19 protein-coding genes and 1 pseudogene are annotated in these 26446 nt (G+C 68.4%); 11 read left to right on the top strand and 9 right to left on the bottom strand.

Annotated elements, in window-relative coordinates; genetic code table 11:
• The first annotated feature begins 63 nt into the window (after window positions 1–63).
• The 3 genes from ACSQ9A_RS07020 to ACSQ9A_RS07010 are packed head-to-tail and all read left to right on the top strand — an operon-like array spanning window position 64 to window position 9389.
• Window positions 64–282: a hypothetical protein gene (locus tag ACSQ9A_RS07020; protein WP_093106673.1), complete on the top strand. Its 219-nt coding sequence runs from the start codon at window positions 64–66 to the stop codon at window positions 280–282.
• On the top strand, window positions 279–8450 hold the full coding sequence (locus ACSQ9A_RS07015; RefSeq protein WP_436303138.1) for a GH36-type glycosyl hydrolase domain-containing protein: 8172 nt from the start codon (window positions 279–281) through the stop codon (window positions 8448–8450). Before ACSQ9A_RS07020 ends, ACSQ9A_RS07015 begins: the two co-directional genes overlap by 4 nt.
• 33 nt (window positions 8451–8483) lie before the next feature.
• A complete protein-coding gene (locus ACSQ9A_RS07010; protein ID WP_436303137.1) occupies window positions 8484–9389 on the top strand; it encodes a LysR family transcriptional regulator in 906 nt (301 codons plus the stop codon).
• Here ACSQ9A_RS07010 and ACSQ9A_RS07005 read toward each other — a convergent pair.
• Genes ACSQ9A_RS07005 through ACSQ9A_RS06995 form a run of 3 tightly spaced genes read right to left on the bottom strand, consistent with a single transcriptional unit; the run spans window position 9386 to window position 12391 of the window.
• Window positions 9386–10576 (bottom strand): AI-2E family transporter, encoded by a 1191-nt coding sequence (locus tag ACSQ9A_RS07005; RefSeq protein ID WP_436292579.1) that lies wholly within the window; start codon window positions 10574–10576, stop codon window positions 9386–9388. The two genes, ACSQ9A_RS07010 and ACSQ9A_RS07005, sit on opposite strands and share 4 nt — an antisense overlap.
• The gene (locus ACSQ9A_RS07000) at window positions 10573–11322 is read right to left on the bottom strand and encodes a LytR/AlgR family response regulator transcription factor (RefSeq protein ID WP_436303136.1); all 750 of its coding nucleotides are present in this window, start codon (window positions 11320–11322) and stop codon (window positions 10573–10575) included. The genes ACSQ9A_RS07005 and ACSQ9A_RS07000 overlap by 4 nt, the downstream gene beginning before the upstream one ends.
• A 4-nt stretch (window positions 11323–11326) precedes the next feature.
• Window positions 11327–12391: a sensor histidine kinase gene (locus ACSQ9A_RS06995; RefSeq protein WP_244503858.1), complete on the bottom strand. Its 1065-nt coding sequence runs from the start codon at window positions 12389–12391 to the stop codon at window positions 11327–11329.
• A 57-nt stretch (window positions 12392–12448) separates the two neighbouring features.
• Here ACSQ9A_RS06995 and argH point away from each other — a divergent pair, with 57 nt between their 5' ends.
• The 5 genes from argH to ACSQ9A_RS06970 all read left to right on the top strand — a co-directional run bounded on the left by argH (window position 12449) and on the right by ACSQ9A_RS06970 (window position 18692).
• Window positions 12449–13846 carry an argininosuccinate lyase gene (argH, locus tag ACSQ9A_RS06990; RefSeq protein ID WP_093106691.1) on the top strand — a complete coding sequence of 466 codons (1398 nt, stop codon included), beginning with the start codon at window positions 12449–12451 and terminating at the stop codon, window positions 13844–13846.
• 147 nt (window positions 13847–13993) lie between these two features.
• Window positions 13994–14845: a glycosyltransferase family 2 protein gene (locus tag ACSQ9A_RS06985; protein ID WP_436303135.1), complete on the top strand. Its 852-nt coding sequence runs from the start codon at window positions 13994–13996 to the stop codon at window positions 14843–14845.
• Between the two features lie 26 nt (window positions 14846–14871).
• Window positions 14872–15843 (top strand): UDP-glucuronic acid decarboxylase family protein, encoded by a 972-nt coding sequence (locus ACSQ9A_RS06980; protein WP_093106697.1) that lies wholly within the window; start codon window positions 14872–14874, stop codon window positions 15841–15843.
• A 4-nt stretch (window positions 15844–15847) separates the two neighbouring features.
• Window positions 15848–17221: a UDP-glucose dehydrogenase family protein gene (locus tag ACSQ9A_RS06975; protein ID WP_093106700.1), complete on the top strand. Its 1374-nt coding sequence runs from the start codon at window positions 15848–15850 to the stop codon at window positions 17219–17221.
• A 4-nt stretch (window positions 17222–17225) separates the two neighbouring features.
• Window positions 17226–18692: a rhomboid family intramembrane serine protease gene (locus tag ACSQ9A_RS06970; RefSeq protein ID WP_436292577.1), complete on the top strand. Its 1467-nt coding sequence runs from the start codon at window positions 17226–17228 to the stop codon at window positions 18690–18692.
• A 40-nt stretch (window positions 18693–18732) separates the two neighbouring features.
• Here the strand turns inward: ACSQ9A_RS06970 and ACSQ9A_RS06965 are convergent, their stop codons facing one another.
• Both ACSQ9A_RS06965 and ACSQ9A_RS06960 read right to left on the bottom strand, forming a co-directional pair.
• The gene (locus ACSQ9A_RS06965; RefSeq protein ID WP_436303134.1) at window positions 18733–20031 is read right to left on the bottom strand and encodes a hypothetical protein; all 1299 of its coding nucleotides are present in this window, start codon (window positions 20029–20031) and stop codon (window positions 18733–18735) included.
• A 53-nt stretch (window positions 20032–20084) separates the two neighbouring features.
• A complete protein-coding gene (locus tag ACSQ9A_RS06960; protein ID WP_436303133.1) occupies window positions 20085–20633 on the bottom strand; it encodes a DUF3455 domain-containing protein in 549 nt (182 codons plus the stop codon).
• A 150-nt stretch (window positions 20634–20783) separates the two neighbouring features.
• Between ACSQ9A_RS06960 and ACSQ9A_RS06955 the strand changes: the two genes are divergently transcribed.
• The 3 genes from ACSQ9A_RS06955 to ACSQ9A_RS06945 are packed head-to-tail and all read left to right on the top strand — an operon-like array spanning window position 20784 to window position 22889.
• Window positions 20784–21359, top strand: coding sequence for an RNA polymerase sigma factor (locus ACSQ9A_RS06955; RefSeq protein ID WP_436303132.1), 576 nt, complete (start codon window positions 20784–20786; stop codon window positions 21357–21359).
• Window positions 21360–21378: 19 nt separating this feature from the next.
• Window positions 21379–22137, top strand: coding sequence for an anti-sigma factor (locus ACSQ9A_RS06950; protein WP_436303131.1), 759 nt, complete (start codon window positions 21379–21381; stop codon window positions 22135–22137).
• A gap of 2 nt (window positions 22138–22139) precedes the next feature.
• Window positions 22140–22889: an SGNH/GDSL hydrolase family protein gene (locus ACSQ9A_RS06945; protein WP_436303130.1), complete on the top strand. Its 750-nt coding sequence runs from the start codon at window positions 22140–22142 to the stop codon at window positions 22887–22889.
• Between the two features lie 234 nt (window positions 22890–23123).
• On the opposite strand, the gene ACSQ9A_RS06940 is transcribed toward ACSQ9A_RS06945, so the two are convergent.
• The 4 genes and pseudogenes from ACSQ9A_RS06940 to opgC all read right to left on the bottom strand — a co-directional run bounded on the left by ACSQ9A_RS06940 (window position 23124) and on the right by opgC (window position 26434).
• Window positions 23124–23585: a two-partner secretion domain-containing protein gene (locus ACSQ9A_RS06940; protein WP_436303128.1), complete on the bottom strand. Its 462-nt coding sequence runs from the start codon at window positions 23583–23585 to the stop codon at window positions 23124–23126.
• Between the two features lie 128 nt (window positions 23586–23713).
• Window positions 23714–24578 (bottom strand): annotated as a pseudogene (locus tag ACSQ9A_RS06935) (IS5 family transposase).
• Between the two features lie 99 nt (window positions 24579–24677).
• Window positions 24678–25187, bottom strand: coding sequence for a nuclear transport factor 2 family protein (locus tag ACSQ9A_RS06930; RefSeq protein ID WP_093106725.1), 510 nt, complete (start codon window positions 25185–25187; stop codon window positions 24678–24680).
• Between the two features lie 95 nt (window positions 25188–25282).
• Window positions 25283–26434, bottom strand: a complete 1152-nt coding sequence (gene opgC / locus ACSQ9A_RS06925; protein ID WP_436303127.1) for an OpgC domain-containing protein — start codon at window positions 26432–26434, stop codon at window positions 25283–25285.
• Between the last annotated feature and the right edge of the window lie 12 nt (window positions 26435–26446).

Below are 26446 nucleotides of genomic sequence, written 5' to 3'. Positions count from 1 at the left end.
CCCTACGTTCAAAGTTCTCGCAATCGCGCGGCAGCTCAAGGCTCGTTCACAGGAATCTTCGCCATGTCTTCCCCGCACTCCCTCACCCATGCCAAGGTCGACTTTGTGAGCGGCGACTTCGACGCGCTGGCATCGCACATGCGACATTGCGCGCGCGCACAGGGGCGATGGTTCACGGTGAAGAGCAGATTGCAGCGCATGCGCTCGGCCGCCGCCGGCCGCATCGTGACGATGGCCTGCCTGGCCGTGGTTCTCCTCATCGGGCTGTACGCGGTCGCTTGAGCGCTGCGGTGGTCGTCGACCGGCTCGACTCCCTCAGCCAGTACGCGCGCAATCTTCTTCTCGGGCCCTACGAAGCGGTCGAGCCGCCGATCCGCGCGGAGTTGTTCGGCGCGCAGCGCTTCGAGCAGCACGGCCACAGCCTGGCCCGGGCGCAGGTCGTGCGCAGCGAGGACTCCCGCGGTGACGCCACGCCTTTTTTCCCGCGCGTCGATCGCAACCTCGAATCGCTGCGCAGCGCCTTCGACTACATCGCCCTGATCTCGCAGAGCGGACGCTACGTCACGCCGGCGGCCGAATGGCTGCTCGACAACTTCCACCTGGTCGAGGCGCAGCTGCAGCAGATTCGCGAGGGCGTGCCGCGCAGCTACTACGCGCGCCTGCCCAAGCTCGCGGCGCCGCCGCTCGCGGGCTTGCCGCGCGTCTACGGCATCGCCTGGGCCTACGTGGCGCATACCGACAGCGTGTTGAACCAGGAGCTGTTCACCGCCTTCCTCAATGCCTACCAGGACATCGACGAGCTCACGCTCGGCGAACTGTGGGCGCTGCCGACCACGCTGCGCGTGGTGCTGCTCGAGAACCTGCGGCGTGTGGCCGAGGGCATTGCCGAAAGCAAGGTGGCGCGCGAGGTCGCGCATGCGGCCTGGGACGCCGCCGACAGGCTCTCCGCGCAGGACCTGGACGTGCTCTACCGCGCGCTGCAAAGCCGCGGCATGCAGGAACGCTTTCTCACCCAGCTGTGGCTGCAGTTGCCGGTCGAGCATGGCGAGGATGCGCCCGCGCTCCTGAAGTGGACCGAGCAGCATTGCCCGAACGGCCCGGCATTGGTCAGCGAGGCGCAGACGATGCAGGCCGCCGCCAACCTCACGGTCGGCAACATCATCACCACGCTGCGCATGATCGGCCAGGTCGAGTGGGCCGACCTGATCGAGCCCGTGAGCCGTTCGCTGCGCGTGCTGCGCGAGCTGCCCAGCTTCACGCGCGAAAGCGAGCTCACGCGCCAGCAGATCACCCATGCGATGGAGCAGGTGGCACGCACCAGCCGCCGGCCTGAGCGCGAGGTCGCGCAGGCCGTGGTGCGCCTGGCCTTCGACGCGGCCTGTGATCCGCCCGAGGATGGGGATGCCGAGACCCGCTGGTCGCAGGCCGAATGCACCGCCGGCTATTACCTGTTCGGGCAAGGGCTTCCGGCCCTGAGCTTTGCGCTGGCGCCGGCGGACGGCACCGGCGCAGCGCGCATCGCGCCGCGCCTGAGCGCGCTGCGCGCCTGGCGCCCGACGCTCTACGTGCTGGCCGTGCTGGCCGGCACGGCGCTGCTGCTGGCGGCGGCGGTCCAGGGCCTGAACCGCAGCGGCTGGCCCGATGCGCCCTGGCAGGCGCTGGTCGCGCTCGTGCTGCTCGCCTGGCCCCTGTCCGAAGCGGTCATCGCGCTGGTGCACCGCATCATGGCCGAATCGACCCGCGTCCAGCCGCTGCCGCGGCTCGATTTCGCGCACGGCATTCCCGAGGTGCACCGGGTGCTGGTTGCCATTCCGGCGCTGCTGAGTTCGGAAGCGGCCAATGTCCAGCTCGCGCACCGGCTCGAATTGCATTGGCTCGCCAACCGCGAAGCGCAGGCGCAGTTCGCGCTGCTGACGGACTGGGCCGATGCCGTCGAACCCTCGCTGCCCGGTGATGCCACCCTGCTCGACGACGCGCTGCGGCGCATTGCCGCGCTCAACGACCGCTATCCCGCGCCGCCAGGGACGGTGCCGCGCTTCCTGCTGCTGCACCGCCCGCGCAGCTGGTGCGAGACCGAGCAGCGCTGGATGGGCTGGGAGCGCAAGCGCGGCAAGCTCGAGATGCTGCTGCGCCTCCTGGCCGCGGGCGAGGACAGCGGCTTCCTGCCGCTGGCGCCCGGCCTGCAGCTGGCCGAGCGCATCCCCTACGTGCTGACGCTCGACAGCGACACCGGCCTGCCGCCCGGCGCGCTGCGCGAGCTGGTCGCGGTGGCAGCCCATCCGCTCAATGCGCCGCAGCTAGACCTGGCCAGCCGCCGTGTGGTGAGGGGCTTCGGCATCTTCCAGCCGCGCATCGTCACGCCCTTCCCGGAGCGCAACGAACGTTCCTTCTTCCACTGGCTGTCCGCCGGCCAGTGCGGGCTCGACCCGTACAGCAGCAGCGCCTCCGACCTCTACCAGGACGTGTTCGGCAGCGGCTCCTTCACCGGCAAGGGTCTGCTCAACGTGCGCGCCGTCCATGCGACGCTGGACCGGCGCCTGCCGGACGGCGCGGTACTGAGCCACGACCTGCTCGAAGGCGCGGTGGCGCGCTGCGGCGTGGTGAGCGACCTGGTGCTGATCGAAGACCATCCGCATCACACCGGTGTGGCGGCCTCGCGCGTGCACCGCTGGGCGCGCGGCGACTGGCAACTGCTGCCTCTGATGCTGCGCGCGCCGCGCTTCGGCATCGATGCGCTGGGCCTCTGGAAGATGAGCGACAACCTGCGCCGTGCGCTGGTGGTGCCGGCATCGACCGCGCTGCTCGCGTGGGTCGTCTTCACCGATGCGTTCCCGCTGCCCTGGGCGCTCGCGGCCGTCGCGGCGGCGCTGATGCTCGGCCCCATGCTCGGCGCACTGGCGGGCCTGGTGCCGACGCGGCGCTCGATCGAGCTGCGCCACTTCTTCGACGTCGGTTCCACCGAGCTGCTGCGCGCCATAGCCGGCGCGGCCTGGCAGTTCGTCCAGCTGGCCGCGCAGAGCCGCCTCTTGCTCGATGCCATGGTGCGCGCCGCATGGCGCCTGGCGGTGAGCCGCCGGCGCCTGCTCGAATGGACCACTGCGGCCCAGGCGCAGGCGCAGGCCAGCTACCAGCTGGCGCCCTTTCTGCGCAACGGGGCGATCGCGAGCCTGGTCTGCATCGCACTCGCCGCGGCCGCGTTCTGGAGCCCGCATCCGTGGCTGGGCATGCTGCTGTTCGGGCTGTGGGCGCTGGCCCCGGTCGCGGCCTGGTGGGGCAGCCGCGTACCGGCGGGCAACGAAGACACGCTGGCCGCCGAGCACCGCAACTACCTCGAAACGCTGGCGCGCGACACCTGGCGCTTCTTCGAGCAGGTGGTCGGGCCCGAGGACAACCACCTGCCGCCCGACAACCTGCAGTTCGAACCCGAGCCCACCATCGCGCACCGCACCTCGCCGACCAACATCGGCATGTACCTGCTGGCCAGCTGCTGCGCACGCGAGTTCGGCTGGCTCGACACCACGGCGCTCGTCGCCCGGCTGCAGGCGACCTTCGACACCATCGACCGCATGGACAAGCACCAGGGCCATCTCTACAACTGGTACGACACGCGCTCGCTCGAGCTGCTGCTGCCGTCCTACGTGTCCAGCGTCGACAGCGGCAACCTTGCAGGCCACCTGCTGGCCGTGGCCCAGGCCTGCCGCAGCTTCGCGGCCGACGGCAGCGGCGCCGGCGCGCAACTCGAAGCCCTCGCCCTGCGCTGCGAGGCCTTGTGCGCGGGCATGGATTTCCGCGGGCTCTACGACGCCAAGCGCCACCTGTTCCACATCGGCCTCAGGGTCGAGGAGAACGAGCTCGATGCGAGCTACTACGACCTGCTCGCCTCCGAAGCGCGGCTGCTGAGCTTCCTCGCCATCGCCAAGGGCGACGTGCCGCGACGCCACTGGATGGCGCTCGGGCGGCCTTTTCTCTCGGTCGGCGTACGGCCCGGGCTCAAGTCCTGGTCGGGCTCGATGTTCGAGTACCTGATGCCCACGCTGGTGATGGCAGAGCCGGTGGGCGGCCTGCTGCAGGTGGCCAACCTCGCGGCGGTCAGCGAGCAGCAGGCCTTCGGCAACATGCAGAACCTGCCATGGGGCGTCTCGGAGTCGGCCTACTTCGCGCAGGACCATTCGCTCGCCTTCCAGTACTCGCCCTTCGGCGTGCCGCGGCTGGCGCTGCGCCGCACGCCGCCCACCGACCGCGTGGTCGCGCCCTACGCCACCATGATGGCCGCCGTGCTCGCGCCGGCCGATGCGGTGGTCAACCTGCGGCTGCTCGAATCGCTCGGTGGGCGCGGCGAGTTCGGCTTCTTCGACGCGATCGACTTCACCGCCTCACGCCAGCCCGCGGGCCAGCCTTTCACCGTGGTGCACAACGTCATGGCCCACCACCACGGCATGGCGCTGGTGGCACTGTGCAACGTCGTGTGCGACGGCGCGCCGCGCCGCTGGTTCGGCAGCGCGCCGCTGGTGCGGGCGCACGAGTCGCTGCTGCACGAGCGCACGCCGCGGCAGATCATCGGCAGCGCCGATCCGCGCATGCCGCCCGAGCCGAGCACCGGCGAGGCGCCGCCGATCTTCCAGCCGCGCGTGGTCGATCCTCACGAGCCCGGCTTCCAGCCCACCCACCTGCTGTCGAACGGCCACTACACCGTGGCGCTGCGCGCCAACGGCGCGGGCGTGAGCCGCTGGCGTTCGTTCAACGTGAGCCGCTGGCGCGACGATCCGCTGCGCGACGGCTACGGCACGTTCTTCTATGTGCGGGACATCGGCAGCCCGACGCTCACCTCGCTGACCGCCCTGCCCGCGCCCGGCGAAGAGTGGCGCTACCGCGCGCGCTTCCTGGCCGACCAGGTGCAGTTCGATGCCAGCGGGCCCGGCCTGCAGGCGCGCACCACGGTGCTGATCAGCCCCGAAGACGACACGGAGCTGCGCACGGTCGCGCTGCACAACACCGGCAGCGAGACGCGCACGCTGGAGCTCGTCTCGTACTTCGAACCGGTGCTCTCCGACCCCAAGGCCGACGAGGCGCACCCGTCCTTCGCCAACCTCTTCGTCGAGAGCCGCTGGGAGCCCGGCTGGCGCGCGCTGCTGCTGACGCGCAAGCCGCGCCTGCACGGCGACCCGGTGGTGGCCGCTGCGCACTTCGTGGCCTCGGTCGATGCGCAGGTGCTGTCGGTCGACTGCATGACCGACCGGCGCGCCTTCATCGGGCGCAACCGCACGCTCGCGACGCCGACCCTCGATCCGCAATCGGCAGCGCCCGACGGTACGCCGGTCAGCGGGCTGGATCCCATCGCCTGCCTGCGCGTGCGCCTCGAGATCCCGCCGGGCGGTACGGCACGCGTAACCTTCGCCACCGCGGCCGACGAGGACGTGGAAGCCCTGATGCCCAGCATCGACCGCTACCTGCAGCCGATGCACGTCGAGCGCGCGACGCGCATGGCCGCCACGCTGGCGCAGGTGCGCCTGCGCGACCTCAGCATCGACCCGGCGAAGAACCAGGCGCTGCAGGACCTCACGACCATCCTGACCTACACCACGCCGCGCCCGATGCGCGACCGCGGCCTCATCGACCTGCGCCAGATCTGGCGCTTCGGCATCTCGGGCGACAAGCCGATCGTGCTGGTCTACATCCACTCGATCGCCGGCAAGGGCTTGGTCGACACGCTGCTGCGCGCCCAGCCCTGGTGGGGCTTCGGCGGCGTGGCCTGCGACCTGGTGGTGCTCAACGGCGAGCCCAATTCCTACCTGATGCCGCTGCAGCGGGAGATCGAGGTGCTGCGCAGCCGCGTCGCGCAGCAGACGCAGAACAGCTTTCCGCGCAACGACGCGGCCGGCTTCTACCTGCTGCGCGACCACGAAGTGGCGCCCTCGGAAAAAGCGGCGCTGTCGAGCCTGGCGCGCGCGGTCTTCACCGCCGACGGCCGCTCGCTCGAGATGCAGGTGGCGGCGCTGCGCGAAGCGACCTCGGCCGGCCCGGCGGCGGAAGATCTCGGCCCGCGCGTCCAGCTCTCGCTGCTGCCGCCCGCGGCCGAGCTCGCCGATGCGGTGACGGCGCCGCGGGGCGGCTTCGATGCCGAAAGCGGCGAGTTCCGTTTCGAGGTCGATCCCAACCGGCGCACGGCGCGGCCCTGGATCAACGTGATCGCCAACCCCTCCTTCGGCTTCCAGATTTCCGAATCGGGCACCGGCTACACCTGGGCTGTCAACAGCCGCCTGCACCAGCTCACGCCCTGGTCGAACGACCCGGTGCAGGACCCGGCCTTCGAGCACTACCTGCTGCAGGACCTCGATTCGCGCGAGCTGTTGCCGCTCACGCCGGCCAGCCGCGGCGGCGCTGCCGCCAAGCACCGCGTGCGCCACGGCCAGGGCTACACGGTGTTCGAATGCCTGCACCGCAACGTCGCGCTGGAGACCACCTTCTTCGCCGACCGCGACGAACGCATGAAGCTGGTGCTCGTCAAGGTGCGCAACGAGGGCACCCGCCCGCGCCGCCTGCGCGCGCTTGCGATGGTCGAGTGGCAGCAAGGCGCGGCGCGCGGCGAGCGCCGCACCGTCCACACCTGGAAGCCCGAGGACCTGCCCGCGGTGTTCGGCCAGCAGCGCGAGTCGAGCAGCGGCTTCGGCGGCAGCACCGGCTTCGTGGCGCTCGCCGGCTTGAACGGCGCGACCCAGTGGACCTGCGAGCGCAGCGAATTCTTCGCCGGGCACGGTGCGGTCGAAGTGCCCGACACGCTGGCCCAGCGTGCCGGCAGCGGCCTCGATGCCTGCGCCGCGGTGGCCGGCGACTTCCCGCTCGCCGCCGGCGCGAGTGCGAGCTTCACCTTCATGCTGGGCCAGGCCGACAACCCCGAGGCTGCGATGCAGATGGCGCGCCGCTGGCAACAGCGCGACGTCCCCGAGGCGCTGGCCGCGGCACGCGGCTTCTGGGACGAGCTGCTCGGCCGCCTGCAGGTGCGCACGCCCGATCCGCTGTTCGATGCGCTGGTCAACCGCTGGCTCATCTACCAGACGCTGGTGTGCCGACTCTGGTCGAAGGCCGGCTTCTACCAGGCCGGCGGCGCCTTCGGCTTCCGCGACCAGCTGCAGGACGCGATGGCTTTCGCGCTGACCGATCCGGCGCGCCTGCGCGAGCAGATCCTGGTCAACGCGGCGCGCCAGTTTCCCGAGGGCGACGTGCAGCACTGGTGGCACATGCCCGGCGGCGCCGGCGTGCGCACGCATTTCTCCGACGACCTGCTGTGGCTGCCTTATGCCGCCTCGCATTACGTCGAAGTCACGGCCGACCGCTCGGTGCTCGACGAAGTCGTGCCTTTCATCGACGGCCCCGGAATCCCCGACGGCGCCGAGGACGCCTACTACGCACCGCAGACCAGCAGCCACACGGCCACCGTCTACGAACACGGCGCGCGCGCGATCGACCGCAGCCTCGCGACCGGCGTCCACGGCCTGCCGCTGATGGGCACCGGCGACTGGAACGACGGCATGAACCGCGTCGGCCACGAAGGCCGCGGCGAATCGGTCTGGCTCGCCTGGTTCCTGTGCAGCGTGGTCGAGCGCTACGCGCCTTTTGCCGAGGCGCGCGGCGAGAAGGCACGCGGGGAGCGTTGGCAGGCCGCGCGCAAAGGCTGGATCGCCGCCCTGCACGGCGCCGGCTGGGACGGCGCCTGGTTCCGGCGCGCCTTCTTCGACAACGGCGCGCCGCTCGGCTCGGCGCTTAACGAGGAGTGCCGCATCGACCTGATCGCGCAGGCCTGGTCGGTGCTCTCGGGCGCCTCGGACACGAACCACGCCACGCAGGCCCTCGCATCGATGAAGGCCCATCTGCACGACGAGCCCGCCGGCCTGCTGCAGCTGCTGCATCCGCCGCTGGCGCATTCGCCCAACAACCCGGGCTACATCCAGGCCTACCCACCGGGCGTGCGCGAGAACGGCGGCCAGTATTCGCATGCCGCGGTGTGGGCGCTGATGGCACAGGCGCTCACCGGCGACACCGAAGCCGCATGGCACAGTTTCGAGGGCCTGAGCCCGGCGCACCGCGCGCGCCATCCCGAGCGCGGCCCCGCCTACGAGCTCGAGCCCTACGTGATGGCCGGCGACATCTACGGCGCCGCGCCCTACGTCGGCCGCGGCGGCTGGAGCTGGTACACCGGCTCGGCCGCATGGCTGCACCGCGCCGCCGTCGAAACCCTGCTGGGCCTGGCGGTGCACGGCGACCGGCTCTCGCTCACGCCGCGCGTGCCGGCGCACTGGCCGGGCTTCGAGATCACGCTGCGGCTCAAGGGCCGGGAACTGATCGTGCAGTACGGCGACGCCACCACGGCGGCGGTGCCCACGCACCACATCGCCCGAGGCGAATGGACCATCTGGCGCACGCTGCCCGACAAGGCCGTGCTGCGCGTCGGCTGAAAAAACCAAGGCGCAGCACAATTGGCGCCTGACATGGACAGCCTCGATCTCATCAAGACCTTTCGCGAAGTCGCCGCCCACGGCAGCTTCTCCCGAGCCGCCAGCAAGCTCGACATGTCCAAGGCGACGGTCAGCAAATACGTGGCCGAACTCGAAACCCGCTTCGGCGTGCGCCTGCTCAACCGTTCGACCCGCTCGGTGAGCCTGACCGATGCCGGTGCGCTGCTGCTCGAGCGCAGCAAGCCGGTGATGGAGATGGTGGAGCTCACGCAGGCCGAGCTGCAGGAGCATGCGAGCCGGCCCACGGGCCGCTTGCGCATCTCGGCGCCGCACGGCATGGGACAGGGCGACCTGCCCAAGCTGCTGGCCCAGTTCATGGGCTACTACCCCGAGGTGAGCCTCAGCCTGCACCTGAGCAATCGCACGGTCGACATGGCCGAGGAGGCGATCGACCTGGCGCTGCGCTTCGGACCGATCGCGGACGACAACCTCATCGTGCGCAAGCTCACGCCCGTGAAGCTGGTGGTGTGCGCCTCGCCGCGCTACTGGAAGAACCACGGCATGCCGACCCGGCCGGCCGATCTGTCGCAGCACGAGGCGCTGACCCACTCGAAGCTCGGCCCGCATCCGCGGTGGCGCTTCGAGGTCGACGGCCGGCCGCTGGACGTGCCGGTCAAGAGCCGCATGGATTCGACCGAGGGCGGGCCGCTGGTCCAGGTCGCGCTGCTGGGTTTCGGCGTGCTCTACCTGCCTGCCCTGCTGGTGCAGCCGCACATCGACCACGGCGAACTGGTGCCGGTGCTGCAGGACTTCGTGCGCAACGACATGTGGCTCTCGGCCGCCTACCTGCAGCGGCGCCACAACAGCGCGGCGCTGCGCGCGCTGCTGGACTTCCTGCAGACGCGCATCGGCGCAAAAAGCGCACCCGGCCGCGCCTAATCCCCGAGCAGCTCGCCGATCGGCTGCAGGTCTTCCACCCGGTCGCAGATGGCCTTCACGACCATCATGATCGGGATGCCGAGCAGTAGGCCCCAGATGCCCCAGAGCCAGCCCCAGAAGATCACGCCGACGAACACAGCCACCGGGTTCATGCGGCTGGTGCGGCTGGTGAGCCAGGGCACCAGCAGGTTGCCCACCAGCGTGTGCATCAGGAGCGAGACGCCGCCGACCACGAGCGCCATCTGGATGCTGTTGAACTGGAGAAAGGCCACCAGGCCCGCCGCCGCCATCACGATGACCGAGCCGAGGTAGGGGATGAGATTGGTCACTCCCGCGACGATGCCCCACACCGCGGCGTTGTCGACGCCGAGGGCCCAGAACGCGAGGCCGGTGGCGACGCCGACCACGGCGCTGGTGAGGATCTGCACCAGCAGGTAGCGCTCGATGTGCTGCGTGATGTCGTCGAGCACGTTCACCGTGATTCTTTTCTTCTGCAGGCTGGGCCCGGTGATCTTCACCAGCTTGCGGCGGAAGGTGTCGCCCGAGCCGAGCGCGAAGAAGGTCAGGAAGGCGACCAGCGTGAGCTGCCCGACGGCGGCGATCAGCCCCACCGTGCCGCTCCAGAGGTAGTCGCGCACGTTGAAGGTCGGCCGCTCGATGACCACGCGCGCCACGCCCTTGCGCGCTGCGACCTTGGCCGAGTTCTCCTCGGCGGCCTGTTCGAGCTGCGCCGCGGCCTTCTGCACCGTGTCGAGCGCGCTGGGGTCGGTGCTTCTGCCGCTGCGCACGGCCAGGCGCAGCTTCTGGGCGGCGACCGGCAGCGTATCGAGCAACTCGGAGGCGCTGCCGGAGAGCGAATAGCCGGTCCAGCCCACCCCGCCGCCGAGCCCGAGCAGGATCAGGGCCGCGCCGATCCAGCGCGAGATCTTCCAGCGTTCGAGCCAGCCGACCAGCGGCGCCAGCGCGTAGGTCAGCAGCAGGCTCAGCATCAGCGGAACGAACACGGCCTTGGCCCAGTGCAGCGTGAACACGCCGGCCAGCACCGCGAGCACCACCAGCGCGGCGCTGCGCACGTCGACCGGCATGTGCAGCAGCACGCGCTCCGGTTCGGGGGCGGGGGGCTCTGCCGGCGGCTCGGCCTCCTTCTTCTGTTCGGCTTCCTTCTTCTGCTCGGCTTCGTCGTTCATCGTGGATCCTTGAGTGCCTCGCGCACCGCCGACAGCTGGCGCCGCGACACCACCACCGGCTCCGGAATGCCGTCGAGCCGGAGCGCCCAGCCCTCCGCATCTTCACCGTCGTCGTATTTCTCGAGCGCCCGGATCGCCGCGCGCGCCACCAGCGCATTGCGGTGCACGCGCACGAAGCGCGCCGGATAGCGCTCCTCGAATTCGGCCAGCGAGCCGTCATAGATGTGGCTGCGCGTCGGCGTGCGCACCGTGAGGTACTTGAACTCGGACTTGAGGTAGAGCACCTCAGACATCGGCACGCGCTCGGTGCGCCCGCGGTCCTGGATCAGCAGCACCTCCTGCGGTGCCTCGGTGGCCGCGCCGCGCCGCTCCTTCAGGTAGCGCTCGGCCTTCTGCAGCGCCTGCTGCAGCCGTTCAGCGCGCACCGGCTTGGTCAGGTAGTCGACCGCTTCCAGCTCGAAGGCGGTGACCGCATGCGCCGCATGGGCCGTGACGAACACCACCGCCGGCGCACCGGCGCGCTGTCTCAGGCTGCGTGCGAGCTCGAGGCCGTCGATGCCGGGCATGTGGATGTCGAGCAGCACGAGATCGAATCGGGTGTCCGCCAGTCGTTCCAGCGCGCCGGCGCCGTGCGCGGCCTCTGCCACAACCTCCGCCGCCGGCGACTTGCAGTCGGCCAGCAGCGTGCGCAGCCGCGACCGGGCGAGGGTTTCATCATCGACGATCAAGGTGCGAAGAGCGCTCATGACTTCAGGCTTCGGCAGGAATGGCAATGCGCACACGGTAGCTCTTCTGGTCCATCCCGGCGCTGAACTGCGCCTGCATATCGTGTAGGAGGCGCAGCCGGTCGCGCACGTTGGCCAGCGCGATGCCGTGCCCGCGCGGCAGGGGTTCGTCGGCCCAGCGCAGCGGCGGCAGGCTGTTGACCACTTCGATCACCGCCATGCCGCCACGACGCTCGGTGCGGATGCGGATCTTGGCACCGGCCGGACTCGGCTCGACGCCGTGCTTGACCGCGTTCTCGACCAGCGGCTGCAGCAGGAGCGGCGGCAGGCGCGCGGTGTTGGCTGCCGGGTCGATGTCCCAGCGGATGCGCAGCCGCTCGCCGAAGCGCACCTGCTCGATCGCGAGGTAGCGTTCGGCCAGCGCGATCTCGTCGGCCAGCGTGACCGACTCGCCCGGATCGGCCAGCGCCTGGCGGAACAGCTCGCTCAGGTCTTCCAGCATGGTCTCGGCCTTGGCCGGCTCCTCGCGCACCAGCGCGATGGCGCTGTTGAGGGTGTTGAAAAGAAAATGCGGCCGGATGCGCGACTGCAGTTCTTCGAGCCGCGCCGTCATGGCCGCCGGCGTCTGGCCGCGCGCGCGCAACACCAGCGCGGCCATCACCAGCGCGGCGAACATCGCGCCGGCCAGGGCGCTCGCGAGCCAGGGCGCGCTGCCGAGCACGCCCGTCAGCCGCAGCAGGCCACAGCCGTAGAGCGCGGAGAGCGCACCCAGCAAGGCGCCGGCGACGTACTGTGCCGCGCGCGGCAGGCGGCCGAGCAGCTTCTTGAGCCAACAGGCCGCGAGCAGCCACAAGAGCGTGGCCGGCAAGGCGCCGCCGGTCACCGTGGCCATCAGCACCAGCCACTCGGCGGGCGCCGGCGAGACGAACAAGGTCGCGACGGCGACCACGGCTTCGACGAACATCACGGTGCGCAGCACCACCCCGATCTGGCAGGCGTCGAACAGCGCAACCCTCGCACGCGCAGGCCCGCGAGCGCGGGCAGGAGCCGGCGTCGAAGGGGTGGCCGATAAAATCGTCGGGTTGCGCATCAGAGCTGAAACATTCGGGTGCAAACCCATTATTGCCTCCCACCCCGATTCACCCCCATGACCTCCAACCAACTCGACAAGAAATCCGAAGCCTGGTCCGCCCTGTTCTCCGAACCGATGAGCGACCTGGTGAAGCGCTACACCGCCAGCGTCTTCTTCGACAAACGGCTGTGGCAGGCCGACATCGAGGGCTCGCTGGCGCATGCGGGCATGCTGGCCAAGCAGGGCATCATCGGCGCCGAGGACCACGCGGCCATCCAGGACGGGATGGCGCAGATCCGCGCCGAGATCGAATCCGGCACCTTCGACTGGAAGCTCGACCTCGAGGACGTGCACCTCAACATCGAGGCGCGGCTCACGCAGCTGGTGGGCGATGCCGGCAAGCGCCTGCACACCGGCCGCAGCCGCAACGACCAGGTCGCCACCGACGTGCGGCTCTGGCTGCGCGGCGAGATCGACCTGATTGCGGAGCTCTTGACCGCGTTGCAGAAATCGCTGGTCGCCATCGCGGAGAAAAATGCCGACGTGATCCTGCCCGGCTTCACCCACCTGCAGGTGGCGCAGCCGGTGAGCTTCGGCCACCACATGCTGGCCTATGTGGAAATGTTCGCGCGCGATGCCGAGCGCATGGCCGACGTGCGCCGCCGCGTCAACCGCCTGCCGCTGGGCGCCGCCGCGCTGGCCGGCACCAGCTACCCGCTCGACCGCGAGGCCGTGGCCCGCGCGCTCGGCATGGACGAGGTCTGCCAGAACAGCCTGGACGCGGTGAGCGACCGCGACTTCGCGATCGAATTCACCGCCGCCGCCTCGCTCGCGATGGTGCACATCAGCCGCCTGAGCGAAGAGCTGGTGCTCTGGATGAGCCAGGCCTTCGGCTTCATCGACATCGCCGACCGCTTCTGCACCGGCAGTTCGATCATGCCGCAGAAGAAGAATCCGGACGTGCCCGAGCTCGCGCGCGGCAAGACCGGCCGCGTGGTCGGCCACCTGATGGGGCTGATCACGCTCATGAAGGGCCAGCCCCTGGCCTACAACAAGGACAACCAGGAAGACAAGGAGCCGCTGTTCGACACCGTCGACACGCTCAAGGACACGCTGCGCATCTTCGCGGAGATGGTGGGCGGCATCACGGTGAAGCCCGAGACCATGGAGAACGCGGCCTTGCGCGGCTATGCGACCGCGACCGACCTGGCCGACTACCTGGTGAAGAAGGGCCTGCCCTTCCGCGACGCGCACGAAACCGTGGCCCATGCGGTCAAGGCGGCGATCTCGCACAAGGTCGACCTGTCGGAGCTGCCGCTGGCGGTGCTGCAGACCTTTAATCCGCAGATCGAGAAGGACGTCTACGACGTGCTGAGCCTGCGCGGTTCGCTGCATGCGCGCAACATCCTCGGCGGCACCGCACCCGCCCAGGTGCGCAAGCAGATCGCCCGGCATCGCGCCCGGCTCGGCTGAAGCCGTCCATGGGAAGCAGGCACGAATGCTGCAGTGCGGTATTTGTGCCCAGTTGTAAAAATGTAGTGCTAAAGTTGCATTGCATCCCGCCTGGGCCGCCTGCAATCTAGCGGGCCCCCGAATCGCACGAGAGCGTCTCCGAATCCCATGGAAAAACCCAACTGCGTCGTCGTCATCCTGACTTTCAATTCCGCCTCGATCATTCGGGAGACCGTGTCGCAGGCGAAGAAGCTGAGCCCGCACGTCTACGTGGTCGATTCGCACTCGTCGGACAACACCGTCGCGATCCTCGAGGAGCTGGGCTGCACCGTGGTGCAGAGGCCTTTTTCCAACTACAGCGACCAGCGCAACTGGGCGATCTCGCAGGTCGAGGCCTCCTACGGCTGGCAACTGCACCTTGACGCCGACGAGGTGCTGGACGCGCAGGCGGTCGACGAGATCAAGGCCCTGCTCTCGGGCACGCCGCGCTTCGACGCCTACCTGCTGCGCCGGCGCGACTACTTCATGGGCAAGATGCTGCGCTTCTCGGGCGTCAATCCCTGGCACCTGCGGCTGTTCCGCTCGGGCACCGGGCGCTGCGAGTCGCGGCTCTACGACCAGCACTTCATCAGCTCGGCGACGCCCGGCCGCATCAGCGGCTTCATGCACGACAAGAATTCGGCCCGGCTCAGCGACTGGATCGCGAGCCACAACCGCTGGAGCGATGCCGAGGCCAAGGAAAAGCTCGGCCCCCGCTTGGGCGGCGACAACGTGCTGCAGCCGCGGCTCATGGGCGACGCCCGGGAACGCACGCGCTTCATCAAGGAGCTCTACTACAAGCTGCCGACCGGCCTGCGCTCGCTGAGCTATTTCGTCTACCGCTACATCTTCCGGCTTGGCTTTCTGGACGGCACCACCGGCTTCTATTTCGCTTTTTTTCAGGCATTGTGGTTCCGCATGCTGGTCGACGCGAAGATGTACGAGCAGCGCACGACCCAGATACCCCAGCGGCTCAACTGATTTTTCTTACGGAGTGATTTCGCAGCATGCGCCAATACAACGCTTCCAAGAAGATGCTCGTCACCGGCGGCGCCGGTTTCCTGGGCAGCCATTTGTGCGACCGGCTCATCGAGCAGGGTCACGACGTCCTGTGCGTCGACAACTTCTTCACCGGCACCAAGCGCAACATCGAGCATCTGCTCGACCATCCGCGCTTCGAGCTGATGCGGCATGACGTGACCTTTCCGCTCTACGTGGAAGTGGACGAGATCTTCAACCTCGCCTGCCCGGCCTCGCCGATCCACTACCAGCACGATCCGGTGCAGACCACCAAGACCAGCGTGCACGGCGCGATCAACATGCTGGGCCTGGCCAAGCGCGTGCGGGCCAAGATCCTGCAAGCCTCCACCAGCGAGGTCTACGGCGATCCCGAGATCCATCCGCAGGTCGAGGCCTACTGGGGCCGCGTGAACCCGATCGGCATCCGCAGCTGCTACGACGAAGGCAAGCGCTGCGCCGAAACCCTGTTCTTCGACTACCACCGCCAGCACAAGCTGCGCATCAAGGTCGTGCGCATCTTCAACACCTACGGCCCGCGCATGCACATGAACGATGGCCGCGTGGTGTCCAACTTCATCGTGCAGGCGTTGAAGGGCGAGGACATCACGATCTACGGCGACGGCCAGCAGACGCGCAGCTTCTGCTACGTCGACGACCTGGTCGAGGCGATGCTCAGGATGATGGTCACCGGCGACGAGGTGCCCGGCCCGATCAACATCGGCAACCCCGGCGAGTTCTCGATGCTGGAGCTGGCCAACAAGGTGATCGAGCTCACCGGCTCCAAGAGCAAGCTGGTGCGCATGCCGCTGCCGGCCGACGACCCGAAGCAGCGCCGCCCCGACATCTCGCTGGCGCAGAAGGAGCTCGGCGGCTGGGAGCCCAAGACCCAGCTCGAAGAGGGCTTGAAGAAGACCATCGCCTACTTCGACCAGATCCTCTCGGAATCCACAGCAGCTTGACCCCATGAACATCACCATCATCGGCACCGGCTACGTCGGTCTCGTCACCGGCGCCTGTTTGGCGGACATCGGCAACAACGTGTTCTGCCTCGACGTCGATCCGCGCAAGATCGCGACGCTCAACGAAGGCGGCATTCCGATCTACGAGCCGGGCCTCGGCGAGCTCGTCGAGTCGAACGTTGCGGCGAAGCGGCTCGCCTTCTCGACCGACATCGAGGCCTCGGTGGCGCATGGCGACATCCAGTTCATTGCCGTCGGCACGCCGCCCGACGAGGACGGCAGCGCCGACCTGCAGTACGTGCTGGCCGCGGCGCGCAACATCGGCAAGTACATGAACGGCTTCAAGGTCGTGGTCGACAAGTCGACGGTGCCGGTGGGTACGGCCGACAAGGTCACGGCCGTGATCCAGGAGGAGCTCGACAAGCGCGGCCGCTCCGACCTGCGTTTCTCGGTGGTGAGCAACCCCGAGTTCCTCAAGGAAGGCGCGGCGGTCGAGGACTTCATGCGGCCCGACCGCATCGTCATCGGCTACAGCGACGACGAGACCGGCCGCGAAGCGCTGGCCGAGATGCGCAAGCTCTACGCGCCCTTCAACCGCAACCACGAGCGCACGCGCGTGATGGACGTGAAGTCCGCCGAGTTCGCCAAGTACGCTGCCAACGCGATGCTCGCCACGCGCATCAGCTTCATGAACGAGCTGGCCAACCTGGCCGACCGCGTGGGCGCCGACATCGAGGCGGTGCGCCAGGGCATCGGCTCCGACCCGCGCATCGGCTACAGCTTTCTGTACGCGGGCACGGGTTACGGCGGCAGCTGCTTCCCCAAGGACATCCAGGCGCTGACGCGCATCGCGCGCGATAACGGCCAGGCGCTGCGCGTGCTCGAGTCGGTCGAGGCCGTCAACGACGAGCAGAAGCGCGTGCTGACCCGCAAGGTCCTGGAGCGCTTCGGCCCCGACCTCAGCGACCGGACCTTTGCGCTGTGGGGCCTGGCCTTCAAGCCCAACACCGACGACATGCGCGAGGCGCCGAGCCGCGTGGTGATCGACGCGCTGCTGCGCGCCGGCGCGCGCGTGGTGGCGCACGACCCGATCGCGGTCGACGAGACGCGGCGCGTGCTGAAGCTCGACTTCGCCGATGCGCCGGCGCTGCTCGAACGCATCAGCTTCTCGTCGGCCAAGGATCCGATGGAGGCCCTGGCCGGCACGGATGCGCTGATCATCGTCACCGAGTGGAAGGCTTATCGCAGTCCGAATCTCGAGCGGCTCAAGGCGCTGATGAAGTCGCCGGTGATCTTCGACGGCCGCAATCTCTACGAGCCCGGCACGATGAAGGAAGCAGGCGTCGTCTACCAGGGCATCGGGCGCAACAGCCTCTAGCGCCTTGTTCTACGCCATCCCGCTCGAGAGCCGGCCGACCTGGCGCAACCCGCCATGGATGACCGTGCTGCTGATCCTCGTGAACATGCTCGTGTTCTGGGGGCCGCAGCGCGCCGAAGACAAGGCGGAGCAACGCGCCGCGCAGTTCTACGTACAAAGCGTGCTGCCCAAGCTGGAGCTGCCGCCCTTCGTCGCCTGGCTGCAGGAAACCCGCTCGGCGAACGCGCCGGCGGCGCGGCGGCTGCTGGCCCGCGGCGAATTCGAGCCCCTGCTCGAAGGCCTGCAGCAGGAGAAAGTCTTCCTGAAGAAGCTGCACGGCGACGCGGTGATCACGCCCGCCCATCCACAGTACGCCCAGTGGAAGCGCGACCGGCAGCAGTACGAGGCCGAGCTGCCCGCTCCCTTCACCACGCGCTGGTCGCAGGACCACAACAAGGATGCCGCCTTCGAGCCCTGGACCTGGATCACCTCGGCCTTCCTGCACGGCAGCACCGGCCACCTGCTGGGCAACATGCTCTTTCTGTTCCTGTTCGGCTTCTCGGTCGAACTCGCACTGGGCCGCGGCCTCTACCTGAGCTTCTATCTGCTCGGTGCGGTCGGCGCGTCGGCGCTGGCGGCCTGGGCCTATGCGGGCAAGGGCAGCTATGGCCTCGGCGCATCGGGCGCGGTGTCGGCGCTGATGGGCATGTACGCGGTGATGTACCGGCTGCGGCGCATCCGCTTCTTCTACCAGCTCTTCTTCTACTTCAACTACGTCACCGCGCCGGCGCTGATCCTGCTACCCGCATGGATCGCCAACGAGCTGCTGCAGCACTTCGTCGGCGGCCAGGGCATCGCCTACATGGCGCACCTGGGCGGTCTGCTGACGGGTGCCCTGCTGATGGCCGCGGCGATGCGCTGGCGCCGGCTTCAACTGCCCGAGGCGCCGGCTTCGAAAACACCGGACGCCTTTGCACAGCACGTCGCGTCGGCACGCCGTCTCGCAGGCGAGATGAAATTCGAAGCGGCCTGTGCCGAATGGCGCGCGGCCGCGCAACTCCAGCCCGACGACGCCGACACCCTGCGCGCCTGGTTCAACACCGCGAAGCTCTGGCCCGCCGGCGACGACTTCCATCGCGCGGCGCACCGCATCTTCCGGCTCAAGCCGCAGGACCCTGCCACGCTGGAACTGCAGCATGCGAGCTACAAGACCTACCTCGACCACGCCAAACCCGGCGCGCGCCTCAAGCCCGACGACATGGCGCGGCTCGCGCGGCGCTTCACGCGCGCTCAGCAGTTCACCGATGCCGAGCGGCTGTGCCAGGCGCTGCTGAAGACTGCGCCCGAGCATCCGGACCTGGCCGACACGCTTTCGCTCTGCGCCAACGGGCTGATGCAGGCCGGGCGGCGCGAGCAGGCGCTCGGCTGGCTGCCGCACCTGCTGCGGCTGGCGCCCGAGGACATGGTGACGCGGATGCTGCAGAAGGGCTGACTTTTTTCCCCTCTCCCTCTGGGAGAGGCAGCAAGACCTCTCAACCCTGCGGCACCTCCCGCAGCAGCCAGCGCACCTCCTGCGTCTGCTCGCTCTCGGGATAGCGCGCTTCCAGCGTCGTCAGGATCGGCTGCGCCATGTCGCGCCGGTTGAGCCCCTGCACCAGCACGCGCGCGGCCAGCTCGTAGGCCTGCGGAATCGCGGTATGCCCGCGAAAGCGCTTGTCGAAGCCGGACAGCAGCGCCAGCGACGCCTTCGCCTCGCCGTTGCGCCACTCGGCGCGCGCCAGCGCCATCGTGCCCAGCGGGTCCTCGAGCACGAAGGCAGGATCCTTCTCGCGGCAGGCCTTGTAGACCTTGAGCGCCTCCGAGGCGAGATCGCGCGCCAGCAGCATCGCGATCAGCCGCCGCCCATGGTCCAGCAGCGTGGCCGTCTTGTCCGGCGCCAGCAGCAGGATGCGGTGGTAGCGGCGCTGCGCGACCAGGTCCTCCGGCTGCGTGCGCTGCTCTTCGTAGGCCAGCGCCAGCGCGCCGACGATGTCGCCGTCGGTCACCATCTGCGCCACCAGCGAGTCGGTGATCTGCTGGGCGACCTGCGCCGGCGTGCGCGTGTCGAGCGCATGGTCGTCGGCGCCGGCTCCCGGCAGCAGGTCGATGCCGAGCGCCGCATGGTTCTGGTACATCACATAGCCCAGCAGGCTGGCCATGACCCAGCTGAAATAGATCATCACGAAGTTGATGGCCGGCAGCGCGAACCAGCCGCTCATCACCGGCAGCAGCATGACGATCGCGATCTGCGCGCCGGAGTTCAGCAGGAACAGGAACACGCACAGCAGCGCGTAAGGCCAGCCGACCGCGCGCATCGTCTCCCACACATAACCCGGATTCAGCGCCTGCCAGAAGCTGCCCGACTGCACCAGCACCATCGTGGTCGCAGGCAGCGTGAACGAGAGCACGAACAGCGCGACGTAGCCCAGCACCTGGCTCCAGGCGCCGACGAAGCCGGCCACGACGCCCTGCAGCACCAGCAACGCGAACAGCTTCCAGGGCAGGTTCGTCCACTCGTCCTCGAGGTTGCGCGGGAAATCGCTGGCGCGCACGATGCCGCGCGCGCCGAGCGCCATCACCTTGAAGCCGTAGCGGCTGGCCGCCAGCACGATGCCGAGCTCCACCAGCAGCAGGACCAGCGCCTGCGGCAGGAAGAACACCACGTGAAACAGCAGGCTGCTGAGCGCCAGCAGCGCCGCATAGCCGAGCGGCTGGAGCTGGAAGGGAAAGGCGAAGAAAGTGTTCAGGCGGTGCCAGAACGGGCGAGGCGCAGGGCTTGTTTGCTCTTGCATGGGCGCTCCAACAAGGGAGCGCCCAGTATATGTTTCGTGTTGTTGCCAACCGCCTACATCGCACGATAGAAGATGTAGTCGGCCTGGTACTTGACCACCTGCTTCTGGCCCAACGACGACGCGCCACAGGCCATGGCCGGCGCCACGCCGCCCTGCGTGGCGACACGCTGGATGTAGCTCACGCCCTGCATCGCGCCGCTGCCCATCGCCGGGTTGGCCTTCACGAGCTGGAAGGGAATGTTGCCGGTGCCGTTGGGCGCGACGGCGACTTGCGTGCCTGTGAGCCTGGAGCCGTCCATGCTCTCCCAGGTGGCCGGCGGGCCGTAGTACTTGCCGACCTGCTTGCCGCCGCGGTCCATCAGCTTGGCGTCGGGGCCGACGAAGACCCATTCGTGCTGGCCGGGGGCGTTGGCCTTGACGCGGCATTCGTAGCTGATGTCGCCGGCGCCGACCGTTTCCATCGCGACCTGGTGCCCGGTCGGCACCTTGACGCTATCGGGCAGGCTGGCTTGCGAGAACATCATGGGCCTGTTCATGCCCATGCCGGAACAAGCGGCGAGGCTGGCGGCGGCCGCGAGGGCGCAGAGGCTGCGGATGGTCATGGTCGATTCCTTTGGTCTGAGGGTGATGAGGGAGGGGAAGCTCATCCGCTCATACGCGGCATCGGCGCTGCTGGATTCAGCCCGCCTTGAATCCGTCGGGTTGCCGCGGCCGTATCGTCCCTATGACAACCGATGCTCCACAATCCGCGCATGAGTGCACCCAGCCCCGACGCCGAACTGATGGCACTGATCGACCGCATCGGCCGGCGCGACGAAGCGGCGCTGCGCCTGCTCTACGACCGCACCGCGCCCAAGCTCTTCGGCCTGGCGATGCGCGTCGTGCGGCAGCGCGAGTGGGCCGAGGACGTGCTGCAGGAATCCTTCCTGACCATCTGGCGCGTGGCCGGCGACTACCGCAGCTCGCTGAGCCCGCCGCTGGCCTGGCTGGGCCTGATCGTGCGCAGCCGCTCGCTCGACCTGCTGCGCCGCCGCACCGCCGACCGTGCCCAGCTGACCCAGGAATTCGACGAGCTGATGGCCGACACCCTCGAGTCCGATGCGCCGAACCCGATGGACGCCGCGGACGCCAGCGAGCAGGCCTGGGCGCTGCACCAGTGCCTGAGCCAACTCGAAGGCCGGCAGCGCGAGGTGCTGAGCCTGGCCTATCTGCGCGACCTCAGCCACGGCGAACTGGCCGAGCAATTGAAGCTGCCGTTGGGCACCGTCAAGACCTGGATCCGGCGCGGCCTGGAGAAACTTCGCACCTGCATGCACCGGTTCGCATGAAGAAGACAGCCGCAGCACCATGAACCTGCCCGCCAACCCTCAACTGCTCGACCTGCTGGCCGCGAGCCATGCGCTCGGCACCCTGCGCGGCGGCGCCCGCCGGCGCTTCGAAGCCATCGCGCGCGAACAGGCGCTGGTGCGCGCCGCCGCGCTGGTCTGGCAAGGCCGGCTCGCCAGCATGGCCGAGCTGCAAAAGCCGGTGGTGCCCGATGCCGCCGTCTGGACCCGCATCCGCAACCTGATCGACGCCGAGCAAGAGCAGCAGGCCATCGCACGCCAGCGCGCCGTGCCGGCCACGCCCGAAGCGGCGCCGCCCAAGGCCGGCTGGCTGCGCAGCCTGGCGCTCTGGCGCGGCGCGGCGGCGGCCGGCGCACTCGCCACCGTGATGGCCGTCCTGGTCGGCGTGAACCTCAGCGAACAGCTGCGCAACGCGCCGGCCGTGCAGTACGTCGCCGTGCTGTCGGACGACCAGGCGGCGCCCTCCATGCTGGTGACCTTCGACCCCAAGAACCGCCAGCTGGTCTTGCAACGCGTCGGCGCCTACCGCGAAGGCGAAGACAAGTCGCTGCAACTGTGGGCCCTGCCCCCCGGCGGCGCGCCGCGATCGCTCGGCGTGCTCGGCCGCGACGCGGCGCTCAAGCTGACGGCGCAGGAAGCCGACGTGCGCTCCGTACCGGCGCTGGCCATCAGCCTCGAACCCAAAGGCGGCGTGCCCAGCGAGCGCGGGCCGACGGGGCCGGTGCTCTTCAAGGGGCCGCTGATCGAGAAGACGCTTTGACGATGACTCTTGTTGTTGCCGCAACCCGCTTCGCCCTTCTTCTTCCGCTCGCACTGCTGTTGCTGCTGACGGCGCTCCCATCGCAGGCGCAGCCCACCGCCACGGACACGGCGCCCTCGCAGGCCTACCTTGCCGCCCAAAGCCGCTGGCAGAGCGAGCTCGCCGCTTTCGCCCGTGCCGACAAGCAGAACCCGCCCGGCGAAGGCGGCGTGCTCTTCGTCGGCAGCTCCACCATCCGTTTCTGGACCCGGCTCGCGCAGGACTTCCCGCAATTGCCGGTGGTCATCAACCGCGGCTTCGGCGGCTCGACCATGGCCGACTGCAGCTACTTCGCCCGCGAACTCGTGGTGCGCTACAAGCCCCGCCACGTATTGGTCTACGCCGGCGACAACGACCTGGCCGAGGGCCACTCGCCGCTGCAGATACTGGAGAGCTTTGCCCGCTTCGCCAACGCCGTGCGCGCCGAACTGCCGGACACGCGCATCAGCTACATCTCGATCAAGCCCAGCCCCTCGCGCGAGAAGCTACTGCCGCAGATGCGCGAGACCAACGACATCATCGGGGCGTATTTGAATCGGCTGCCGAACAGCGAATCCATCGATATCTATACGCCGATGCTCGGTGCTGACGGAAGGCCGCGCGCGGAGTTGTTCCGCGGGGACATGCTGCATCTCAATGACGAGGGGTACAGGTTGTGGCGGTCGGTGATTGCGGGGCACCTGCCCGCGGCGGCCTCTGCTGTTGTGCCCTAGTCCGATTGCTCCAGCAGGAAAGTGGCGCTCACCCTGGTGCGAGACAGTCCTCGATCACTTCCGCAGGCAGCACAGGAACCGGCGCATCCGGCCCCGTGGCATCCGTCACGGCCAGACCGCATGCAGCATTGCCGCTCCAGATGAATTCCAGGGTGACGGTGTTGCCGGCAGCAATGGTGCCGCCGCTGGTGATGGTGGTGTTGACGTCGGCGCAGATGGCGCCCGAGGTGTTGGTCAGCGTACCGGTGCTGATGGCGATGTTCTGGCCCTCGATGCCCTGCTCGGTGCCCTGCGTATGCCGCTGACGACTTCGTTGAGGATGATGTGCGCGGGCCCGGTCGCCAGGTAGGGATTCCCTTGGACGAAGCCGCCCAATTGCGTCTGCACATCGGTGCGGCTGTTGTTGAGGATCGTGCCGCCGCGCTGGACGTCGAACTGGTTGAAGAGATTGCGCGAGACGCCGGCCGCGGAGGGGGTCTGGATGTTAATCAGGGGTACGCCGTTGGGCGCGACCAGCACCGTGGGCCGCAGGTGGCCTGGTACGTTGGGTGCTCCAACGATCTGGGCCGATGCAGGCGCCGCCGCGAGCAGCGCCACCACGATCGGCGCCCCACCCGCCCTGCGTGCAGTCTCCTGCACGACCACCCTCAGCCCGCGCGCGGCATTGAAGACCACGCGATGGAATCGCTTGTTCATTGTTGTTCCGTCCCTGAAAGAGCGCAGCCGGATCCGGCTGCGCTTCCTTCACGCGCCGGAACAGGCGCGATTCTGGGTTGGGACTGCCCGAGGGAATCTGATCAATTGTCGCGGCGCCACCTTAGAAGTTATCCGTAAATAATATTCACCGCCAGCGGCACCTTTCGGTAGGCAATGATTGCGGCGGCAAGATGATTCAGTGCGAGGAAGCTGCGTTCGAGCTTCTCGTAGCGCACCAACAGCTTGCGGAAGCGGTTGAACCAACTGTGGCATACCTCGACCACCCAACGGCGAGCCTTCTTCCACGGCTGGCGCCGTTTGGCCTCAGTCTCTTGCCTACGGTCCACGACATGAGGGATATAGCCGTGCGACTCAATGATGTGAAGGGCCTCCGCGCTTCGGTAGCCGGCATCTGCGCACAGGTGTTTGCTGCGTCGAATTGGCGTCCGCTCGCGCTCGACCACGATGGCGCTGAGGACCTCATCGATTCGCTTGCCGTCATTCACGTTGGCCCCGGTCACGATGAACGACAACGGGACGCCACGGCCGTCCACCAGCAGGTGGCGCTTGCTCCCCTTTTTTCCCCCGGTCCGTCGGGTTCGGTCCGACAGATTCTTGCGCCAAGGGAGCCTTGAACATCGCCCCGTCAACGCTCTGCCATCGCCAGGCGATGCCTTGCATCTGGTCATACTCCGCCAGCCCTGCCTTCCACAGTGCCTCGAAGAAGCCTGCCCTCTCCCACTCGAGAAAGCGCTTGTGGATGGCGCTGGCGCTGCCGAAGCGTTCCTTGGGCAATGCTTTCCACTGGCACCCCGTGCGCAGCACGTACACGATGGCCTCGAACACCTGCCGCGCAGGCTTCGGCGGTCGTCCTGCGCCAGGACTTCGAACGTACGCCTTCTTCGGCAATGCGGCGCGCGCCGGAATCAGCGGTTCGACCCGCTGCCAGAACTCATCCGTCACCACCCAGGACTCGACTCGCTTTGCCGTCATCGTCTCGCTCCGACACCGCGCTCAATGCGGCTCGGAGGCGTAGTTTACTATTTACGGATAAGCTCTTAGCGCCGAAGTGCCGAGCCGCGATGGCTCAGCTCACTGCCCGCCTGTGATACGCGCACTCACCTCCGCGTACTTGGCCTGCCCCGCCACCAGCACCACGGTAGCGCTCTGCTGGCTGGTCATGCGCAGGCCGCGCCCGCCCAGGTTGATTTCTTCTATGACATCCGCCTCCAGGCTTGCGCTCTTGCCGTCGGCTGCGATGGCGATGGAGCGCAGGTTCACGCTGGTGCTCACCTCCACGTTGGCAGGCATGGCCGCGTAGCCTAGCTTCAGGTGCTCGCACCACTGCGGCTTATCGAAGCGCTTGATGTCCGAACCCGTGAAGCGCACCTCCACGAGGCGGATCTTTGCGTCGTCGGTGAGCTGGCTGCACAAGGCAGTGGCATCACGCTGCGCGGCCGCGCGTGCACCCGCACTGGTGAGGCTTTGGATCATGGGCTCGTCGAGCTTGCTGGGCACGCGCGGCGAACAGGCCACGAGCGCGAGCATGGCCAACAGGTAGCCGCCGGCCCGCAGCGGTCTTGCGTTCAGTTCGATGGTCATATTTCTCCTCCCCGCGATGTTGTCGCGAACCGGCGCACGGCTCGGCCCGTCCCACGCGCGTGCCGAAATTTCCATCGACTTGCGTGAACTAATGCTCAGTCCGGCCAGACGGTGGGAGCGTCGTCGTTCTTGTCCCGGGCCCGGGCCCGGCGCCCCAGCCAGAGCGCGGTGCGTGCAACTGCGTAGAGCCAGCCGAACACCGCCACCAGCAGCAGCACATCGCCCCACCAAGGCCGCGCCGTCTGACTGTCGCCATAGAAGGCCAGCACCAGCAGCACCGCCACCAGGTGCGCGCAGAACACCGGCAGCGATGCCGAGCCCATGGCTTCGAGCCGGCGCATTCGCGGGATGCGCCGCATGAACGCCGGCCCGAAGCGCACTGCGAGGATGCCGAGCACCACGAGGTTGACGATGCGCAGCGGCCCGAGCTGCCACTTGTCGAACAGCAGGTTCATCTGCTCGTCGCCGCCGAAGGGCGCCTGGCCATTGATACCGTGGTGCCGCCACCAGAAGCCGTACAACGCTGCCGCCGCGGCCAGCGCCACCAGCCAATTCGGGAACCGGAACGGCTTCGCATCGGGCGCGTTGCGGCTCGCCCCCATCCACAGCCCCGCGAACCACAGGAACTGCCAGGCGAAGGCATTGAAGGCGCCCATCTCGTGGAAGGGCACGGGCAGGCCGAGATAGCGCACCGCCAGCTCATAGAGCCGCTCGCTCAGCCCGAACTGCGCCAGCGCCCACAGCGTCGCGCTGGCGACCACCACGCCGGTCCAGCCGTGGCGCAGCGCGAAGGCCAGCACCCACGGGCTCATCAGCATGAAGAAGATGTACATCGGCAGGATGTCGAGCAAGGCCGGCTCGTACACCAGCAGCAGCGAGAAGACGAAGGCTTCGGACGGATCCGCGAGGTAGTAGGAGAGCAGGTTCTTCACAGCCGGCTGGTCGATGCGCGTGCCGACCGTGCCGATGATGGTGAAGAGGAACAACAGCGTCGCCGCCTGCGCCATGTAGACCTTGAGCGCGCGCCGCCAGAAGGCGCGGCGCATCGAATCGACGCCCTGCCGCTGCCCGATGCGCGTGTAGACCAGCCCGGCGACGAAGGCCGACAGCAGGACGAAGCCCTCGGCCGCCGAGACGAAGCCGAAGGGCTGCCCCAGCGGATCGGTGAAGCGCGTCGGCAGGTGGGTGACCGTCATCAGCACGAGCATCAAGCCGCGCAGCGCATCGATTTCCCAGTAGCGATTCATCGGAGGGGTGCC

Source organism: Variovorax sp. LjRoot290 (genome assembly GCF_964253985.1).
In the GTDB taxonomy this organism is placed as follows: Bacteria; Pseudomonadota; Gammaproteobacteria; order Burkholderiales; family Burkholderiaceae_C; genus Variovorax.
This window is presented reverse-complemented; position numbering and strand designations above follow the sequence as displayed.

Coding starts and splice junctions, on each gene's coding strand:
- ACSQ9A_RS07020 (WP_093106673.1), top strand. CDS start 64: ATGTCTTCCCCGCACTCCCTCACCCATGCCAAGGTCGACTTTGTGAGC.
- ACSQ9A_RS07010 (WP_436303137.1), top strand. CDS start 8,484: ATGGACAGCCTCGATCTCATCAAGACCTTTCGCGAAGTCGCCGCCCAC.
- ACSQ9A_RS07005 (WP_436292579.1), bottom strand. CDS start 10,576: ATGAACGACGAAGCCGAGCAGAAGAAGGAAGCCGAACAGAAGAAGGAG.
- ACSQ9A_RS07000 (WP_436303136.1), bottom strand. CDS start 11,322: ATGAGCGCTCTTCGCACCTTGATCGTCGATGATGAAACCCTCGCCCGG.
- ACSQ9A_RS06995 (WP_244503858.1), bottom strand. CDS start 12,391: ATGCGCAACCCGACGATTTTATCGGCCACCCCTTCGACGCCGGCTCCT.
- argH (WP_093106691.1), top strand. CDS start 12,449: ATGACCTCCAACCAACTCGACAAGAAATCCGAAGCCTGGTCCGCCCTG.
- ACSQ9A_RS06985 (WP_436303135.1), top strand. CDS start 13,994: ATGGAAAAACCCAACTGCGTCGTCGTCATCCTGACTTTCAATTCCGCC.
- ACSQ9A_RS06980 (WP_093106697.1), top strand. CDS start 14,872: ATGCGCCAATACAACGCTTCCAAGAAGATGCTCGTCACCGGCGGCGCC.
- ACSQ9A_RS06975 (WP_093106700.1), top strand. CDS start 15,848: ATGAACATCACCATCATCGGCACCGGCTACGTCGGTCTCGTCACCGGC.
- ACSQ9A_RS06965 (WP_436303134.1), bottom strand. CDS start 20,031: ATGCAAGAGCAAACAAGCCCTGCGCCTCGCCCGTTCTGGCACCGCCTG.
- ACSQ9A_RS06960 (WP_436303133.1), bottom strand. CDS start 20,633: ATGACCATCCGCAGCCTCTGCGCCCTCGCGGCCGCCGCCAGCCTCGCC.
- ACSQ9A_RS06955 (WP_436303132.1), top strand. CDS start 20,784: ATGAGTGCACCCAGCCCCGACGCCGAACTGATGGCACTGATCGACCGC.
- ACSQ9A_RS06950 (WP_436303131.1), top strand. CDS start 21,379: ATGAACCTGCCCGCCAACCCTCAACTGCTCGACCTGCTGGCCGCGAGC.
- ACSQ9A_RS06945 (WP_436303130.1), top strand. CDS start 22,140: ATGACTCTTGTTGTTGCCGCAACCCGCTTCGCCCTTCTTCTTCCGCTC.
- ACSQ9A_RS06940 (WP_436303128.1), bottom strand. CDS start 23,585: ATGAACAAGCGATTCCATCGCGTGGTCTTCAATGCCGCGCGCGGGCTG.
- ACSQ9A_RS06930 (WP_093106725.1), bottom strand. CDS start 25,187: ATGACCATCGAACTGAACGCAAGACCGCTGCGGGCCGGCGGCTACCTG.
- opgC (WP_436303127.1), bottom strand. CDS start 26,434: ATGAATCGCTACTGGGAAATCGATGCGCTGCGCGGCTTGATGCTCGTG.